Source organism: Bacillus sp. RHFS10 (assembly GCF_016757475.1).
In the GTDB taxonomy this organism is placed as follows: Bacteria; Bacillota; Bacilli; order Bacillales; family Bacillaceae; genus Bacillus; species Bacillus subtilis_G.
In genome coordinates, this window is record NZ_JAESPO010000003.1 from 283,376 (window position 1) to 300,321 (window position 16,946).

14 protein-coding genes, 1 pseudogene and 2 riboswitches are annotated in these 16,946 nt (G+C 44.4%); of the genes and pseudogenes, 3 read left to right on the forward strand and 12 right to left on the reverse strand.

Annotation, left to right across the window (positions count from 1 at the left end; translation table 11 throughout):
* Positions 1–10 precede the first annotated feature (10 nt).
* A riboswitch (purine riboswitch) is annotated at positions 11–112 on the reverse strand.
* A 79-nt stretch (positions 113–191) separates the two neighbouring features.
* The 12 genes from JMN17_RS13795 to JMN17_RS13850 all read right to left on the reverse strand — a co-directional run bounded on the left by JMN17_RS13795 (position 192) and on the right by JMN17_RS13850 (position 13,398).
* On the reverse strand, positions 192–389 hold the full coding sequence (locus tag JMN17_RS13795; RefSeq protein ID WP_148963482.1) for an NETI motif-containing protein: 198 nt from the start codon (positions 387–389) through the stop codon (positions 192–194).
* Positions 389–943, reverse strand: coding sequence for a DUF2179 domain-containing protein (locus tag JMN17_RS13800; RefSeq protein WP_087991338.1), 555 nt, complete (start codon positions 941–943; stop codon positions 389–391). The genes JMN17_RS13795 and JMN17_RS13800 overlap by 1 nt, the downstream gene beginning before the upstream one ends.
* A gap of 214 nt (positions 944–1,157) precedes the next feature.
* Positions 1,158–1,325 (reverse strand): Fur-regulated basic protein FbpA, encoded by a 168-nt coding sequence (locus tag JMN17_RS13805; protein ID WP_052245624.1) that lies wholly within the window; start codon positions 1,323–1,325, stop codon positions 1,158–1,160.
* A 157-nt stretch (positions 1,326–1,482) separates the two neighbouring features.
* Positions 1,483–2,289: a hypothetical protein gene (locus JMN17_RS13810; protein WP_202328347.1), complete on the reverse strand. Its 807-nt coding sequence runs from the start codon at positions 2,287–2,289 to the stop codon at positions 1,483–1,485.
* 203 nt (positions 2,290–2,492) lie between these two features.
* Positions 2,493–3,815 carry a hypoxanthine/guanine permease PbuG gene (gene pbuG / locus JMN17_RS13815; RefSeq protein ID WP_087991336.1) on the reverse strand — a complete coding sequence of 441 codons (1,323 nt, stop codon included), beginning with the start codon at positions 3,813–3,815 and terminating at the stop codon, positions 2,493–2,495.
* Between the two features lie 135 nt (positions 3,816–3,950).
* Positions 3,951–4,052: riboswitch (purine riboswitch) on the reverse strand.
* Positions 4,053–4,198: 146 nt separating this feature from the next.
* Positions 4,199–5,665 carry a DUF4179 domain-containing protein gene (locus tag JMN17_RS13820; protein WP_202328348.1) on the reverse strand — a complete coding sequence of 489 codons (1,467 nt, stop codon included), beginning with the start codon at positions 5,663–5,665 and terminating at the stop codon, positions 4,199–4,201.
* Complete coding sequence (locus tag JMN17_RS13825; RefSeq protein ID WP_202328349.1) at positions 5,647–6,180, reverse strand: sigma-70 family RNA polymerase sigma factor; 534 nt, start codon at positions 6,178–6,180, stop codon at positions 5,647–5,649. The genes JMN17_RS13820 and JMN17_RS13825 overlap by 19 nt, the downstream gene beginning before the upstream one ends.
* 110 nt (positions 6,181–6,290) lie before the next feature.
* Positions 6,291–7,832 carry a glutamine-hydrolyzing GMP synthase gene (guaA, locus tag JMN17_RS13830; RefSeq protein ID WP_087991386.1) on the reverse strand — a complete coding sequence of 514 codons (1,542 nt, stop codon included), beginning with the start codon at positions 7,830–7,832 and terminating at the stop codon, positions 6,291–6,293.
* A 161-nt stretch (positions 7,833–7,993) separates the two neighbouring features.
* On the reverse strand, positions 7,994–10,198 hold the full coding sequence (locus JMN17_RS13835) for a DUF4129 domain-containing transglutaminase family protein (RefSeq protein ID WP_202328350.1): 2,205 nt from the start codon (positions 10,196–10,198) through the stop codon (positions 7,994–7,996).
* A gap of 20 nt (positions 10,199–10,218) precedes the next feature.
* Positions 10,219–11,415, reverse strand: coding sequence for a DUF58 domain-containing protein (locus tag JMN17_RS13840; protein WP_202328408.1), 1,197 nt, complete (start codon positions 11,413–11,415; stop codon positions 10,219–10,221).
* On the reverse strand, positions 11,412–12,374 hold the full coding sequence (locus JMN17_RS13845; RefSeq protein ID WP_087991333.1) for an AAA family ATPase: 963 nt from the start codon (positions 12,372–12,374) through the stop codon (positions 11,412–11,414). The genes JMN17_RS13840 and JMN17_RS13845 overlap by 4 nt, the downstream gene beginning before the upstream one ends.
* A gap of 151 nt (positions 12,375–12,525) precedes the next feature.
* A complete protein-coding gene (locus JMN17_RS13850; protein WP_202328351.1) occupies positions 12,526–13,398 on the reverse strand; it encodes a cation diffusion facilitator family transporter in 873 nt (290 codons plus the stop codon).
* A gap of 266 nt (positions 13,399–13,664) precedes the next feature.
* Here JMN17_RS13850 and JMN17_RS22160 point away from each other — a divergent pair.
* The 3 genes and pseudogenes from JMN17_RS22160 to cotA form a co-directional block, all read left to right on the forward strand.
* Positions 13,665–13,772: pseudogene (locus JMN17_RS22160) on the forward strand (hypothetical protein); the annotation flags it as partial.
* Between the two features lie 37 nt (positions 13,773–13,809).
* A complete protein-coding gene (gene gabP / locus JMN17_RS13855; RefSeq protein ID WP_087991331.1) occupies positions 13,810–15,219 on the forward strand; it encodes a GABA permease in 1,410 nt (469 codons plus the stop codon).
* Between the two features lie 151 nt (positions 15,220–15,370).
* Positions 15,371–16,912 (forward strand): outer spore coat copper-dependent laccase CotA, encoded by a 1,542-nt coding sequence (cotA, locus tag JMN17_RS13860; RefSeq protein WP_087991330.1) that lies wholly within the window; start codon positions 15,371–15,373, stop codon positions 16,910–16,912.
* Positions 16,913–16,946: the final 34 nt, after the last annotated feature.

Here is a 16,946-nt window from a genome sequence, read left to right on the forward strand (position 1 = left end):
CATGTCAGTTTTATCGATCACTTTCCTGCATAGTCCGGCAATTTACGGTTGCCGGGTAGAAACTTATGGGCCATATTCCCAAGATTATATGAGGTCGTGTTTTGATTTCATGTTTATCTTAACAACGGATATGGATAATGTCAACGACATTATCGAACGATACAAAAATTCATTCTGCTAATGTTCGTGTTTTAGATCAATTTCCCTTCAAATACGATTTTTTTCCCGCATGGAACGATCTGAATTGACCCGTTTTCCTTTTTCTCCATAAAAACAGGCTCCTCCATTCGCCGTACAGGCAAATACCCTTCTTCTTTCATTTGCTGAAGCACAGCATCAATCGTTTGCTGCTCTGTCACTTCAAACTTTTTCTTCTTCGGCTTTGCCATTATTCTTTAATTCTCCTCTTCTTCACCGCTTTGACCCAGAAGCCGCCGTGGATTGTTTTTGGTTCATACGCAATAATAAAGGCTTTTGAATCAATTGTCTTAATCGTATCATACAGCTGGAGTTCATATTTTCTCGGTGTCAGAATCTGAAGGGCTGTGCGGTCGCCTTCAAGCCCGCCGACCACCCAGTTTGTCACACCGTAGCCTTTTTCACGGAGCTGCCTCGGAAGATCAACATCAAGCTCCTTCGTAATCACATTGACCATCATATAGCCAAGCGCCAATTTTTCTTCTATTTTCATGCCGACAATGACGCCAAGACCGTAACCGAGCGCGTACGCAATCACATTTTGAATCTGGTCTAAGTTATCGAGCACCAGGCTCAATCCTGTCACATAAACCAGTATCTCAATCGTACTGATGCCGGCCGCTAAATAACGCTGGCCTTTCAGCGTTAAAATCATTCTTATCGTAAAAAATGACACATAGACAATATTAATAATGAGAATTATGAGAACCATGGCTATTCCATTTGATAAGATGGTTTGCATCATTTCATTTCATCCCCCTACTCTTCATCTTGCATAAAGCAATCATATTCTACTAGAGAAACGCGTCGTTTACAATCAACTGAGGCCGTAAGCCTAAGGAAAATATTTCGACACGCTTTTTCAGATTGAACAGTAGTAGTTTACCCTCTTTCTTACCTTTTCAACATCAAAACAAAAAAGCCCGCTTTTCAGCAGACTCACCTTTTCTCATATATTGTCAGATCTCTTTTTTCATTTTCAGAAGGGATTTGTATTCTTTCTCAAGCTCACTCAGCGTATAATCAGCAAGCTGTTCCCCTCTTCCCTGATAAAATTCCGAGAGCAGTAATTTGGTTTTTAAAAATTGCTTCTTTTGATTAATCGCTCGGCGAAGTACTTCAGCCATGTCCATCATCCTCCAAAATATAAAGGTTTGTACGCTGGACGTTTACAGCATTTTCCTCATCATACACGGATTAATCCTACAAATCAACTATGTTTTTTAGATATATTTGTAAAAATTGTGACATCAAAAAACCGGCTATGAACAGCCGGTTTTTTCATTAAAGCGGAATCAGCGACGCTGTGAAATATTCAGAAATAAACGGCCAAGTCACCGCCGCAAACAGCAGCGCGACCGCAACTACTGCAAATACACAATAGATATAATCAATCGGTGCATCTTGTGCCGCCTGATACAGACGCTGCACATACAGCGCCATCATAAAAAAGATCGAAAACAAGATCAGCACTGTAAAAAGAACTGTCAGCATCGGGATATTCACGATCGCAAAGATCAGCCAAAGAATTGAAACAGCAATCACCGGTACAAGCAATGAACCCAAACCCGCAGCCACTTCTCTAAACGTCACCTTCTGCTTCATCATATAGCGGGAGACGGCCCATACGGCTATGACCATTACCGCGAAAAAGAGAAGCAAATAGACAAGAACGATTAAAAATCCGTCATAGAAAGCGTGATGGCGTTCTCCGAAACCAAGCGGCCGATTCCAGCTGGCCTTTAACTGAAACCAGTTCCCGATTGAAAAGATCATACTGAATATAAGCATTGAAATCAAACCATACTTATAATGAGAAAAACCATCCGCCACGACGGTTTTCGCCGGTGATTTTAAAATCGAGAACGCAAAACCGCAATATCTGTTGATGGCTGCCCATACAGACGCAAGCTTGTCTTTAGCAATGGATACACCACCGCGTTCCTGATGCGGTTTCTGCTTTTGTTTTTGCTTCTGCTTGCTTTGCCGGCTCGCCTTTCTGGACATTCTCGATAGCGGTTCTTCATCTGTATCTATTCTTTCACTCTGGTTAACTTCTTCTTCAAACGTTTCTTTTCTTTCTTCCGTCATGTCAGCAACTCCTATCAAAAAAATACGGCGGAATACCATAAGAAAATAAAACACTTATATAAGGTACCGAAGCCTTCCTGAACAGTCAAGTCATTTCCATTTAAGTAAAGCATGGCGGCACATCTACATGACGGTATATCGTATGAAATGGTTTTACCTTTTGCAACAAAAAAACCAGCTGCCAAGGCAGCTGGTTTCATTCGTTATTTTAAGAAGATAAAGTACAGGATAAAAACGATAAACAGCCCGTACATAATCGGATGAACCTCTTTGGCTTTTCCTTTGCACACCATCGTAATCGGATAGAAAATAAATCCGATGGCAATCCCAGTTGCAATGCTGTATGTTAACGGCATCATGATCATGGTAAGGAAAGCGGGAACGGCCACCTCGAACTTATCCCAAGCGATTTTGCCAAGCGGCGCCACCATCAATGCACCAACAATGATCAGCGCCGGAGCCGTTACATTTGAGGTAACGACTGATAGAAGCGGCGAGAAAAACGTAGCCAGTAAAAAGAGAATACCTGTTACAATTGCCGCAAATCCTGAGCGGGCACCCGCAGCGACGCCTGAGCTTGATTCCACGTAAGAAGTTGTGGTAGACGTACCGAGCATGGCGCCGATCACAATCGAAGATGAATCAGCTAAAAGCGCACGGCCCGCACGCGGCAATTTGTTTTCCTTCATTAAACCAGCTTGAGTTGCCACAGCAACCAGTGTACCCGCTGTATCAAAAAATCCGACAAACAAGAACGTTAAAATGACGATCAGCATTTGTACGGAGAAAATATCCGGCAGATGAAGCCACGCTTGTCCGAAAGTCGGCTCAAGGCTCGGCACACTGCCGATGATTTGAGTCGGAACCGGAACCAAACCGAAAATCATGCCGGCAACCGCAGTTAACAGCATCCCGATAAACACGCCCGCGTTAACGCGAAGCACCATTAAAATAACCGTTACAATTACACCGAAAATCGTTAACAGCACAGGACCGCTGTGAATGTTTCCGATGGTGACGAGTGTGGAAGGGTTGGATGTAATAATTCCTGAACCTTGTAATCCAACGAATGTAATAAACAGGCCGATACCCGCGCCGACTGCCAATTTCAGCTCTGGGGGAATGGCGTTGATGATTTTTTCACGAAAACCTGTTAACGAAAGAGCAACAAAGATAAGACCTGAAATGAAAACACCAGACAAAGCGGCCTGCCATGAAATGCCCATGCCGAGCACGACAGAAAACGCAAAAAACGCGTTCAGCCCCATACCTGGCGCGATGGCGATCGGATATCTCGCGATCAGTCCCATTAAGATACAGCCTGCCGCAGACGCCAGCGCTGTCGCTGTAAAGACCGCGCCTTGGTCAATTCTCAGCGCTTCCGGAAAATCTTTCACGCTCTCCAAAGCAAGTGTAATCGGATTGACGAACAGAATATATGCCATAGATAAAAAAGTCGTTAATCCGCCAATGATTTCATTGCGATAGCTGGTGCCCAGCTCATCAAACTGAAAAAACTTTTTCAAGCTATTTGACTCCCTTCACTCTTTGTTATTTATCCTGCCCTGAAAACGCCAAATAAAAAACGCCCCAATGCATTTTGGGACGCTTGACTACAGACGGATTTCAGTTCGTATAAATAAACGTGTTTTATTTATATCAAACGAAAGAAATGTTTACGTAGTCAAGCCATTTACGGTAGCTTGGTAGAGACTTGCGAGCCATATCCCCGCGATTATACGAATTATCTTATTTGATTTCTGTGTCTATTGTACCAAGTTCGTTTTGAAATGACAATATAAAAAACGAACATTACCGATTCAAAAAAATGGTTTATTCGTCTATTGACTAAATTGATAACAATGATAAAAACCGTATGTATGACTTCATACGGTTTTTCAACTTATGCTTATTTTATCTTGGCAGGCTGACTCACCTGATGCACTGGTACAGTAAACGAGAATGGCTTTCGTTGAACCAGGTCATTTAAAACGCCTTTATCAATATAAAGACCATATTTATTAAACTCAAAATGCTTTAAAGAAAGCTTATCAAGATAGGCATCATCCAGTTCAAAAGTAGATACCATTTCGGCTGTGTTCATATTTTTCACTTCAGCTTTATTCCATTTCAAATAATAACCTTCTTCATAATAAGCCATTGGATCAGGCCATGATTGCATTTTTTTCATATCACCAAGGCCAATCATTTCACCTATATTCACTAAGTCATCTTCGTTCATACTTGAAGTATCAACTCCAGTGAAGCGGTAATAAACCAATACTTTCCTCCCTTCTTGTTTCATGTTATTGATTTCAATCCCTATGTTTTGATGGTTTGTTTCTGAAACACGAAACGGCATCTCTGCATTTAGCGGAACGATTTCACTGCCCTCAGCCTCAAATCTAATATCTGCTATTAATGTTAGCTTTTTCGCTTTTGGATTGATTGGTGATTTTAACTGTGTTTGGCCTTTTGCTCTTACCGTTCTCTCGTTTACTTTTTTGCGGTCTCCAAGTTCGATGTTTGACGCTGACATCTCATATGTGTTTCCTAAATCATCTTTGACCTCGTTAATTTCAACCTCATCATTCTTTGCTATGCCTTGATAATCTATTGTAAATTGAAGGACAGATCCAAGTTTTCCGTTTTCCACTTGAATATTGGAAAATTGATAACGATTATGATAAGCCGATACCTCCTTTGAACTTTCTAAATAACTTGCATTCTTTTTGGTAATAGGCAGATTAAATCTCCAATTCCCCTGTATTTCATTGATATGAGTAATCACAAAAGGCACAGTATCCCCATTTTTTATTTCAGTACCATTTGTATAAATCCTTAATTGTCCTGCGTATTGCTTGTTATTTAATTTTTTAAGCATTAAGAAATCGTAGTTGATTGAAAACTTGTCGTTATAACTCGCTTCGTCCACATCATACATGATCTCTTTTTCATCAGACTGGAAGTTATCCACAGTAAAGTTATAGACAAGCTGTCCGGCATCGTAATATGAGCTATTTACAGAAACAGTGATTCCCCTAGACTCTGCTTTTTCATTCAAAGCTGTGACCAAATTGCTTTTAAACAATGATAGGCCAACTTTATCTTGAAAATCCTTATAAATTTGGCCGACAATGGGTATGCTTCCCATCGCTTTGTTTACAGATGGCAGAAAAAGACCGGACGTTAAATACAGTATACCTACCACAGCAGTAACAGCGATACCATTTGTTAGGATTCGTCCCCATTTAAAACGGCGCCTGCTGTTACTTTCATTTTCAGCACGAACGACAGCTTGATGTATTGCCTTTTTGAGTGCTTTCTTTGGCACTTTTATTTCGTCATACATCTGTTTTACTTGGTATTTGTCCATTTGTTTTGGTCCTCCTTTTCCAGCTCCTGTTTCAAAGCTTTTCTTGCTCTATGTAAATGTGTTTTAATTGTGCCTTCTGCCATTCCTGTTTGTTCAGCTATCATTGAAATCGAATAATCTTGAAAATAATAGAGTTGAATCGTGAGCTGAACATGTTCATCAAGTGAATCAATCGCATTTCGCAAATCCATGTATTCCTCGATATTGGCTTGATCAGTGCCAGTATCATGCTGTTTCTCAAACGGAACCAAATCTCCTTTCTTTTTATTCATGGCGAAAATGGAATGAATCAGTATTCGAGTAAGCCACGTTAAAAAATACTTTGGCTCTTTTAGTTTTTCTATATGAATAAAGGCTTTATAAGCCGTTTCCTGTACAGCATCAAGTGCATCTTCTTTGTTTCTTAAATAGAGATAGGCTGTTTTATATAACATCTCCTGATGTGCCAGCATAAGCTTTTCAAAGGCTCGAGAATTTCCTTTTCTCGCCTTTGTAATCAATCTTTCTTCCTTCACCTTATCCACCTCCTATGTTGTTAGATAGGAAAACTGCCGAAACGGTTTCAAAAAGTTCACAAAAAAAACGCCCCTTTTGTAAAAGGGACGTTTTTCTATTAGCTATTTACTTATTCCCACTCAATCGTCGCAGGCGGCTTACTTGTAATATCGTACACCACGCGGTTAATGTGCTTCACTTCGTTTACGATACGTGTCGAAATGACTTCAAGCACATCCCACGGGATACGCGCCCAGTCAGATGTCATGCCGTCAATTGAAGTAACGGCGCGGATTCCGATTGTGTAATCATATGTTCTCGCGTCACCCATAACACCAACGCTGCGGATGTCAGGAAGAACAGTGAAGTATTGCCAAATATCACGCTCTAATCCGTGATTCGCAACTTCTTCACGTAAAATCGCATCTGATTCACGAACGATTTCCAGTTTTTCTTCTGTTACTTCGCCAAGTACACGGATTCCGAGTCCCGGTCCTGGGAAAGGCTGGCGCCATACGATGTCATCGGGAATGCCGAGCTCTGTGCCAAGCGCGCGCACTTCGTCTTTGAAGAGCGTGTTTAACGGCTCGATCAGTTCAAACTGCATGTCTTCTGGAAGCCCGCCGACATTGTGGTGAGATTTGATCGTTTGCGCCGTTGCCGTACCGCTCTCGATGATATCAGTGTAAAGCGTTCCTTGTGCAAGATAGTCGATGCCTTTGAGCTTGTCCGCTTCATCATCGAACACGTAAATGAATTCATTACCGATGATTTTGCGTTTTTGCTCAGGATCAGAAACGCCTTTTAGTTTATTTAAGAATCTGTCTTGTGCGTCTACTTTAATGACGTTCATGTTAAAGCCTTCGCTGAATGTTTTCATAACCCCTTCAGCCTCGCCTTTACGGAGAAGACCATGGTCTACAAAGATACAAGTCAGCTGGTCGCCGATCGCTTTATGAATCAAAACAGCAACAACAGAGGAATCAACGCCGCCGCTTAGCGCGCAAAGAACCTGCTTATCTCCGACCGTTTCACGGATTTTTTGCATTTCAATTTCGATAAAGTTCTCCATTGACCATTTGCCTTCACATTCGCAAACGCCGAATACAAAGTTTTTCAGAAGGTCATTGCCGTATTCAGAGTGGCGCACTTCCGGATGGAACTGAACGCCGTACCATTTTTTGTCCGCTTTGCTCATCGCTGAATTCGGGCAGTGATGGCTTGTCGCGTCAACAGTGAAGCCTTCAGGAACTTCTACAACCAAATCGCCGTGGCTCATCCAAACCACTTGTTCGTTCGGAAGATCTTTGAACAAATCAGGTGCGCCTTCGATGTGGATGTTTGCTTTTCCGTATTCACGCTGGCTTGCCGCTTCAACTTTACCGCCAAGGTAATGAGTCATCAACTGCATGCCGTAGCAAATTCCCAAAACAGGAATATCAAGCTCGAAGATTTTCTCGTCACAGCGGAAAGAGTTTTCATCATACACACTGTTTGGACCGCCGGATAAAATAATTCCTTTCGGATTCATTTCTTTAATTTCTTCAGCCGTCAATGTATGGGGATGCAGCTCGCTGTATACACCGAATTCACGGATACGGCGTGTAATCAGCTGGTTATACTGACTGCCGAAATCAAGGACAAGAATCATTTCATTCACTAACTTTGTCATGGTTGTCACCTAATCTCCTCTAAGTTTTTTGACACAGAAAAAAACGAGGACAGATATGAAACACGATCCGCCCTCTTTGGCAAGGCCGTTTGCCGGAGTCCGGTAACTCGCTCCCAGACTCCGATAATATTCACTAATTCTAACAACACGTCGATAAGCGGTCAAGACCATCTTCTTTTAATTAAATTTTCCCATAACTCTCTGGTTTCATTCCAAAGCGCCTTCGAATCTTCATTTCTGTAAAGCGCCCGTTCATAGCTTGATGTCAGCTTTGACATGTCTTCCGAGCTATATTTTCCATCGATTCGTTTCGCATAGTCACGCAGCGTTTCACTGTCTCGTTTCGGAATGCCTCTTCTCTTCAGCTGTTTCAGCAGCGCGCCATATGCCTCAAAAAACACGTGCTGATCGCTGCGCCGCTTCAATTTTCTTACAACGAAAATAGGAATCCATAGCGAACGGAAAACATACAGCAAGACCGCTGCCAAGAGCAGGACTGCAAGAACCCCAAGCGCTCCATACCAGCCCGCCCCGGCATTTTCACGTGAAGCGGACGGTTTTTTAGAAACAGGTGTCTCCCGTTTTTCCTTTTGTTTTTCCGGCTGTTTTTTCTCTTTTTTCTGCGCTTCTTTTGTTTTCTCCGGTGAGCTGCTGCTTTCGCTGCCGGAATCCTTTGTGTCAGAAGAAGTAAATGCAGCCGGGTTTGTAAACCCTTTAGTCGGCTCAAATGTGACCCAGCCCTGTTCTGGGAAATACACCTCTACCCAGGAATGGGCGTTGTTATTTGTCACCTCGTAGATGCTGCCGTTTTTGTTTCCCGCTTCTTTATATTCGCCTGATGTATACCCCTTGACCCAGCGGGCCGGAATGCCGGCCGAACGCAGGAGCACCACCATAGCGGAAGAAAAGTTATCACAGTAGCCCATCTTTGTTTCAAACAGAAATTGATCGACATAATCCCCATCATCCTTAGGGATGGTCACGTTTTCGGTTTCATATGTGAACTGATTTGAACCTAAATAGTCCTCAACCGCTTTCACCTTATCAAACATATTATCATGATCCTGAGTCAGCTTGGCCGCAAGGGTTCTCACCCGCTCAGGCAGTGAATCCGGCAGCTGCATATAGCGGTTGCTGAATGTGTATTCCTCACTGTTGTTTCTCACTTTCACCTTTCTCAGCTCATCCAGCTTGTAGACCGGGGAATTGTACGTTACGGAATAGCTCCCCATATTTCTGATCTCACCGGCTTGTTCACTGATCGGGGAAATTTGTTCCGTGTTTCCGTTCATTTCAAGCGAGACAGCCTGCTTTGGCTGTATGGTTTTCGCACCGATCGGATACATCACATGGTTATACCCGTAGTGTTCATCAACTTTGACACGGACGGCGCTGCGTTCTGTCGCAACCTTGTGGTCAAACCATAGATTTTCAACTTTCCCTCCGCTTAGCTGATATGACATGCCTGTGTCTGTTTCAATCCAACCTTTCCCGGTATACGTATCCTTCGTTTCCACACGGAAATACGTACGCTCTTTTCCCTGCCAAGTAAAAACAGGGGTGTCATCCTGCTGAAACGGGCCGCCGAGTGATTCGTCATGGTTCCCGTATCCGATTTTGCTTTCACCAGCCGGCACACGCTCTTGATTGGTAATTTTTTTGAGAAAAGGCACCGGATCAGGCCAAGCCGGATCTGATTTCGGAGCGGCAAGTCCGAATCCCACGGCAGCCAAAATGAATACCGATAACGGCAGAAACCATTTCAGGACAGATATTTTTGGCAATGCGATTCTTTCCATCAGCTTGATGCGTTCTAAGTATAAAAGGCCAAGCATAAAGAAGCCGATCAGCACGATACGGATGACGGCAAAAGTGGCATCATATGGCGTAAAGGTATCAAGAATCGTAATATACGCTACTGTCATCATAAAGAAAAATAAGATTCTTCTCTGGTAAATCACCCAATAATGAAGGAGATAGACCAGCAGCCACAACAGCACAAAAAACAACAGGGTCCGAAACGAAGGAATCATGTCATTCCATTGCCCTGATTGTATCAGCGTGATATTCAAATAGACATCCCGCAAAAAAGAGCTGACCCAGTTCAAATCAAATATGGACCCTTGATAAAACAGGATGTGCACCGAGATCAACGTAAATAAGACACAAAAAGGAACGGTGACAAACCACCTCATTCTGAAAAAACTCAGTAGAAACGTCAAGCCGATAAAGACAATAAAAAAGCCCGTATGTTTCGTATCTGTAAAACGGTCAAGCGGTCTGAGCCACTCCCACAGCAATAAAAACGCCAGAAAATAAAATAGCAGCAAGCTCAAACGGCTTCCCTTCTGATCATCGTGCGGCATGTGCACCGTCACCCCTCTTTCTAAACAACACGCGAAACTCGTCCGCCCCTCATGACCTGAACTCTGATTTGGCGTTTCATCATGCGTTCGACCATGACATTTTCAGCTTGAGAAAGCTCAGCGTCTTTCTCTTTTGCCAGGATCACTGTAAACCGGCCTCCCCCGGTTTCTGCTAAGTTCAACAAATCTTCCGTGAACTGCCCCGTGACGATCACCTTATCAGCTTTGCGAACAGACGGCTTACCCAGCTCCTCCCGTACATATCGGCTTACCGGGTCAGCCGCATCACAATGAACGACGGCTAAATGCCGAAGCATGCGCTTAAAATGCTGCTCCCCTTCTTGAATAGGAAAAAGCGTTTTTTCCTTTCCGACTGAGGCCAAACCTGCCCCCGCACCGCTTTGTAAAACAGAATGAAGAATCGAAGCTGACACAGTAACGACCTCTTCGAATGCTTCAGAGGAAAAACGGTCCATCAGAAGAAACAGGTTTTTGCTTCGAGACGGTTCAAATTCCTTCGTCATCAGCTGGCTCCGCCGTGCAGAAGTCTTCCAGTCTAACGCGGCAAACCGGTCTCCCGGCTGGTAATCCCGAACACTCGCTGCGACTGCGGAATGGTGCTGATGAACCGGAGAAGACCCGCTTACACCATCTTCCTGATGCCTCTCATTCACCTGATAAGAAAGACGCTGAAAGGATGGATAGACAAACAGGGTATCATCCAGCTCATAAAAAGCTGTTTTTTCAATCAAGCCGAGAACGTCCCCGGTTCGCACCCTGACAGCATGAATATGATGTTCTCCGCGCGGTACGCGAGCTAGTTCATACGACATCGTCATACGCCGTTTAAACCAAGGGAAAACGAGACGTTTGGCCGCGGCTTCGTCTCGGTTCAATGACTCGATTCCTTCTGGCAGGCAATCTTCAATCACCATATACATCAGCGGAAACGGCAGCTTCCTTCTCAGCGTTATCGACACGCCCAGCCTGTCCCCCGCTTGCAATTGTGTTTTAACCATTTGCCGTGAAGCCTGGAAAGAACGGAGCGGATACAACGCCAGCAGCCCGGCATACACGACAAAAGGGAGAAACGCGTAAAACAAAAACCAGCTGACAAAGCCGCCTTGAAACATCGCGTAAGAAAAAACAGCAGCCGTCAATAGCGTTAATACAATCAGCTTCCACCCATATACCAGCCATTGCGTCTTCTTCATCAGCGGATCGACGACCTTTGAACCGGTACCTTCACAACGGACATGATCTCCCGTACGATCGCGTCTGCCTCGATTCCTTCAAACTTCGCCTCTGGCTGCAGCAGCATCCGGTGCGGAAGCGCGAAAGGAGCCAAATATTGAATATCATCCGGAATGACATAGTCGCGATGATGGAGCAGCGCATATGCTTGGGCCGCTTTCATGAGAGCGATTGATCCGCGCGGACTGACGCCTAATTGAACAGAGGCATGCTGTCTCGTTTTCTGCACGATTTCCACAATGTATTCTTTAATGCTGTCATCGGCGCGGACATTTTGCACTTCCCGCTGCAAACGGATGAAGTCTTCTTTTGAAATAACCGGCTCAAGCGTCTCAATCGGATGGCTTTTTTCCTGAAGAGATAAGACGTCCAGCTCCTCATTAAAGGTCGGATAACCCATGCGAAGTTTGAATAAAAAACGGTCAAGCTGGGCTTCCGGCAATGGGTACGTCCCTTCATATTCGAACGGGTTTTGCGTTGCCATGACAAAAAACGGAGCCGCAAGCGGCATCGTATGGCCATCTACCGTTACACTTCCTTCTTCCATCGCTTCTAGCAAAGCAGACTGTGTCTTCGGAGAGGTACGGTTGATTTCATCGGCCAGCACGATATTTCCCATAATCGGGCCGGGACGGTATTCAAATTCCATCGTTTTCGCATTATAGATGGACACGCCTGTGACATCAGATGGCAGCAAATCCGGAGTGAATTGAATTCTTTTGAAATCGGCGCCGATTGACTTTGCCAGCGCGCGGACCATCATCGTTTTACCGACTCCGGGCACATCCTCAAGCAGCACATGCCCTTTGGCAAGAATGGCTGCTAAGCTGAGTACGGCGATGTCTCGTTTCCCCACCATTACTCTATTAATATGTTCAACTGCTTTCCCCAGCAAAGGATGCAGGTCTTCTTGGTATGCCATTCTTTTCCTCCTAGTCATCTACAAAATTCATCATATTGTAACCTAACTTTACCACAAAAAGCGATCTGTATAAAAAAACGATTCTAGCAAATTGTTTCCAATAAAGCAGAATAAATCACACCAAAAAAGCTTCCTATGACAGGAAGCTCAATTATTTGCGTTCTAAAGGTTCCATATGAACATGTGAATAATCAATCGCATGCTCCTCCTTCATTCTCCGCTCAATTTCATTGGCAATATCGTGGCTTTCCGTAATATTTAAATCAGCGGATACTTCAACCACCACATCAACGTAGACCGTACTGCCCAAGTATCTCGCTTTAATATCTTTTAAACGGCGTACACCTGGAATCTTTTCGATTGTCTGTTTATAAGCTGAAATGTCTTTTACGTCGAATCCATCTGTCAAAGAGTGAGATGATTCTTTGAAAATATCCCATGCCGTTTTGCAAATGAGCAGACCGATCACAAACGCCGTGACCGTATCAATCCAAGCAAGGCGGAATTGCGCAGCCGCAATTCCGATAAACGTGCCGACGCTGACGAACGCATCCGATTTATTATCAGCGGCCGCGGCAAGGAGCGCATGGCTCTTCACCTTTTTGGCCAGCCTTTTATTGTACTGGTACACCATAAGCATCAGGACTGCCCCGCCTGCTGCCGTCCAAGCCGCAATCATATCCGGTGTCTCTTGTTTAGGAGAAAAAATAGATTCTCCGGCGCTGAACAGCACTTGCAGCCCGACAACCATCATAATAAAGGATGCGATAAGTGATGCGATCGTTTCCGCCCGAAAGTGGCCGTATGGATGATCTTCATCAGGAGGCTTTTGAGAGATGCGAAGGCCGATCAGCACAGCAACAGAAGCAATAATATCAGTTGTGTTATTAAACCCGTCTGCCATAAGCGCTTCCGAGTGAAAGAAATAACCGATGATCAGCTTAATCCCGGACAGGACAAGATACGCGGAAATGCTGACAATAGCCCCGGCTTCTCCCTTTTTCAGTTCATCGTATCTCTCCATACAAAACCTCCTCTCCGCTCGTGAATTCCTATTATAATGATACAAAGCTGAATAGCAGTGGGTCTACAGAAACATGATTCACTCGCCACAGAAAAATAGTTATGGCGGAACACTGTTTCTCTAAACCAATTTACTTTCCCCTCTAAAAATCCCTTAAAATTCAATGCCGCCAATACCTCTGCGATCTTCGATATTTTAAAACATTACGCTAGCTGCAAAAATGAATAATTAACGAAACATTTTTTCTTTTAATCCAAGCTTATCTCCTGAAAACACCACAAACAAAAACCTACAAATTTGAAATAAACTGTTATATTTTCTCACACGAATTTTCGACAAACTGTATATTTATGATAGAGTTTCAATTATCATAATATTCAGTAATGGTTTCATTCTTTAAGGAGGTAATTTATGAACCAGTCTCAATCAGGATTAAAAAAAGAATTAAAGACCCGCCATATGACCATGATTTCGATCGCGGGCGTGATCGGAGCCGGCCTATTTGTAGGCAGCGGTTCAGTCATTCACTCGACCGGTCCCGGTGCTATCGTTTCTTACGCGCTAGCCGGCTTACTGGTTATTTTCATCATGAGAATGCTCGGTGAAATGTCTTCCGTAAACCCGACGAGCGGATCGTTTTCCCAATACGCCCATGACGCCATCGGGCCATGGGCCGGATTTGCAATCGGCTGGCTGTATTGGTTTTTCTGGGTCGTCGTTATCGCGATTGAAGCAATTGCCGGAGCCGGCATCATTCAATACTGGTTCCACGATATTCCTCTGTGGCTCACAAGCTTAATTTTGACCGTATTGCTCACACTGACCAACATTTATTCCGTTAAATCATTCGGTGAATTCGAATATTGGTTCTCCCTTATTAAGGTCGTTACGATTATTTTGTTTTTAATTATTGGATTCGCTTTCATTTTTGGATTCGCACCAGGAAGCAGTCCAGTGGGCCTCTCCAACTTGACGGGCCAAGGCGGATTTTTCCCGCAAGGCATCAGCTCCGTATTGCTTGGCATTGTCGTCGTTATTTTTTCCTTTATGGGAACGGAAATCGTTGCTATCGCCGCAGGAGAAACATCCAATCCATTGGAATCCGTGACCAAAGCGACGCGTTCCGTTGTGTGGCGCATCATTGTCTTTTACGTCGGCTCTATTGCCGTTGTCGTTGCGCTTTTGCCTTGGAATTCAGCCAATATTTTAGAAAGTCCGTTCGTCGCTGTGCTCGGGCATATCGGTGTTCCCGCTGCCGCGCAGATTATGAATTTTATCGTCCTCACCGCTGTACTCTCTTGCCTGAATTCAGGTTTGTACACCACATCCAGAATGCTGTATTCACTTGCAGAAAGAAACGAAGCACCGCGCCGCTTTATGAAATTAAGCAAAAAAGGTGCTCCCGTACAGGCGATTGTTGCCGGTACACTTTTCTCATATATCGCGGTTGTGATGAATTACTTTTCTCCTGATACCGTCTTTTTATTTTTAGTCAATTCATCAGGCGCAATTGCACTGCTCGTCTATCTCGTCATCGCTGTTTCCCATTTGAGAATGCGTAAAAAACTTGAAAAAACGAACCCTGAAGCTTTAAAGATTAAAATGTGGCTCTTCCCATACTTAACCTACGTGACCATTATCGCCATCTGCGGGATTTTAGTATCTATGGCATTCATTGATTCCATGAGAGACGAGCTGCTGCTGACAGGCGTCATCACAGGAATCGTTCTGATTTCTTATCTTGTGTTCAGAAAACGCAAGGTGAGCGAAAAAGCGGCAGCCAAGTCTGTCACACATCAGCAGTCCGACATCCTCCCTTAATGCTGATCAAATCCTAAACGGACTCCCGTTTAGGATTTTGTTATTTCTTCTTCGGGCAGGCAGCGGCACGCCATTTTTTTGTAACCATCACGTCCTTATTGTCATTAACTATAATACCAATATGGAAAATTTAGATAAGGACAGATGAAAAATGATACTTGAAAAATTTGCGGATGCTCTCCCTATCCCAGATACACTAAAGCCTGTTCAGCAAACAAAAGAAAAGACTTACTACGAAGTCACTATGGAAGAATGCACTCACCAGCTCCACCGCGATCTCCCCCCGACCCGCCTTTGGGGCTACAACGGCTTATTTCCGGGACCTACCATTGAGGTCAAAAGAAATGAGAACGTTTATGTGAAATGGATGAATCACCTTCCTTCAACGCATTTCCTTCCGATTGACCATACGATTCATCACAGCGACAGCCAGCATGATGAGCCCGAAGTAAAGACTGTTGTACATTTACACGGAGGCGTCACGCCAGATGATAGTGACGGGTATCCGGAAGCTTGGTTTTCCAAAAACTTCGAGCAAACAGGCCCTTATTTCAAACGAGAGGTTTATCATTATCCGAATCAGCAGCGCGGTGCTATTTTGTGGTATCACGATCACGCCATGGCGCTTACCAGGCTGAATGTCTATGCCGGACTCGTCGGCGCTTATCTCATTCACGATCCAAAGGAAAAACGCTTAAAGCTGCCTTCCGGCGAATACGACATACCGCTTCTTATCACAGACCGCACGATCAACGAGGACGGTTCTTTGTTTTATCCAAACGGACCGGAAAACCCTTCCCCGACACTTCCCAATCCTTCAATCGTTCCGGCTTTTTGCGGAAAAACCATACTGGTGAATGGGAAGGTTTGGCCATACTTGGAGGTCGAACCGAGGAAATACCGCTTCCGCGTCATCAACGCCTCCAATACGAGAACCTATAATCTGTCACTCGATAACGGCGGAGAATTTATTCAGATCGGTTCAGACGGCGGGCTTCTTCCGCGCTCTGCTAAACTGAACTCTTTCAGTCTTGCACCTGCCGAACGTTATGATATCATCATTGATTTCACAGCCTATGAAGGACAATCGATCATTTTGGCAAACAGCGCAGGCTGCGGCGGTGACGTCAATCCCGAAACAGATGCGAATATCATGCAATTCAGAGTCACAAAACCATTGGCACAAAAAGATGAAAGCAGAAAGCCGAAGTACCTCGCCTCATACCCTTCGGTGCAGAATGAAAGAATCCAAAACATCAGAACACTGAAACTGGCAGGCACCCAGGACGAATACGGCAGACCGGTCCTTCTTCTCAATAACAAACGGTGGCACGACCCTGTCACAGAAGCACCAAAAGCCGGCACAACTGAAATATGGTCCATTATCAATCCGACACGCGGAACACATCCGATTCACCTGCATCTGGTCTCCTTCCGTGTATTAGACCGCCGGCCATTTGATATCGCACGTTATCAAGAAAGCGGGGAATTGTCCTATACAGGCCCGGCTGTTCCGCCGCCTCCAAGTGAAAAGGGCTGGAAAGACACCATTCAAGCTCACGCCGGTGAAGTCCTGAGAATCGCGGCAACATTCGGGCCATACAGCGGACGATACGTATGGCATTGCCATATTCTTGAGCATGAAGACTATGACATGATGAGACCGATGGATATAACAGATCCCCGTAAATAACCCGACAAACTTGCCTCTCGCAGGCAAGTTTTTT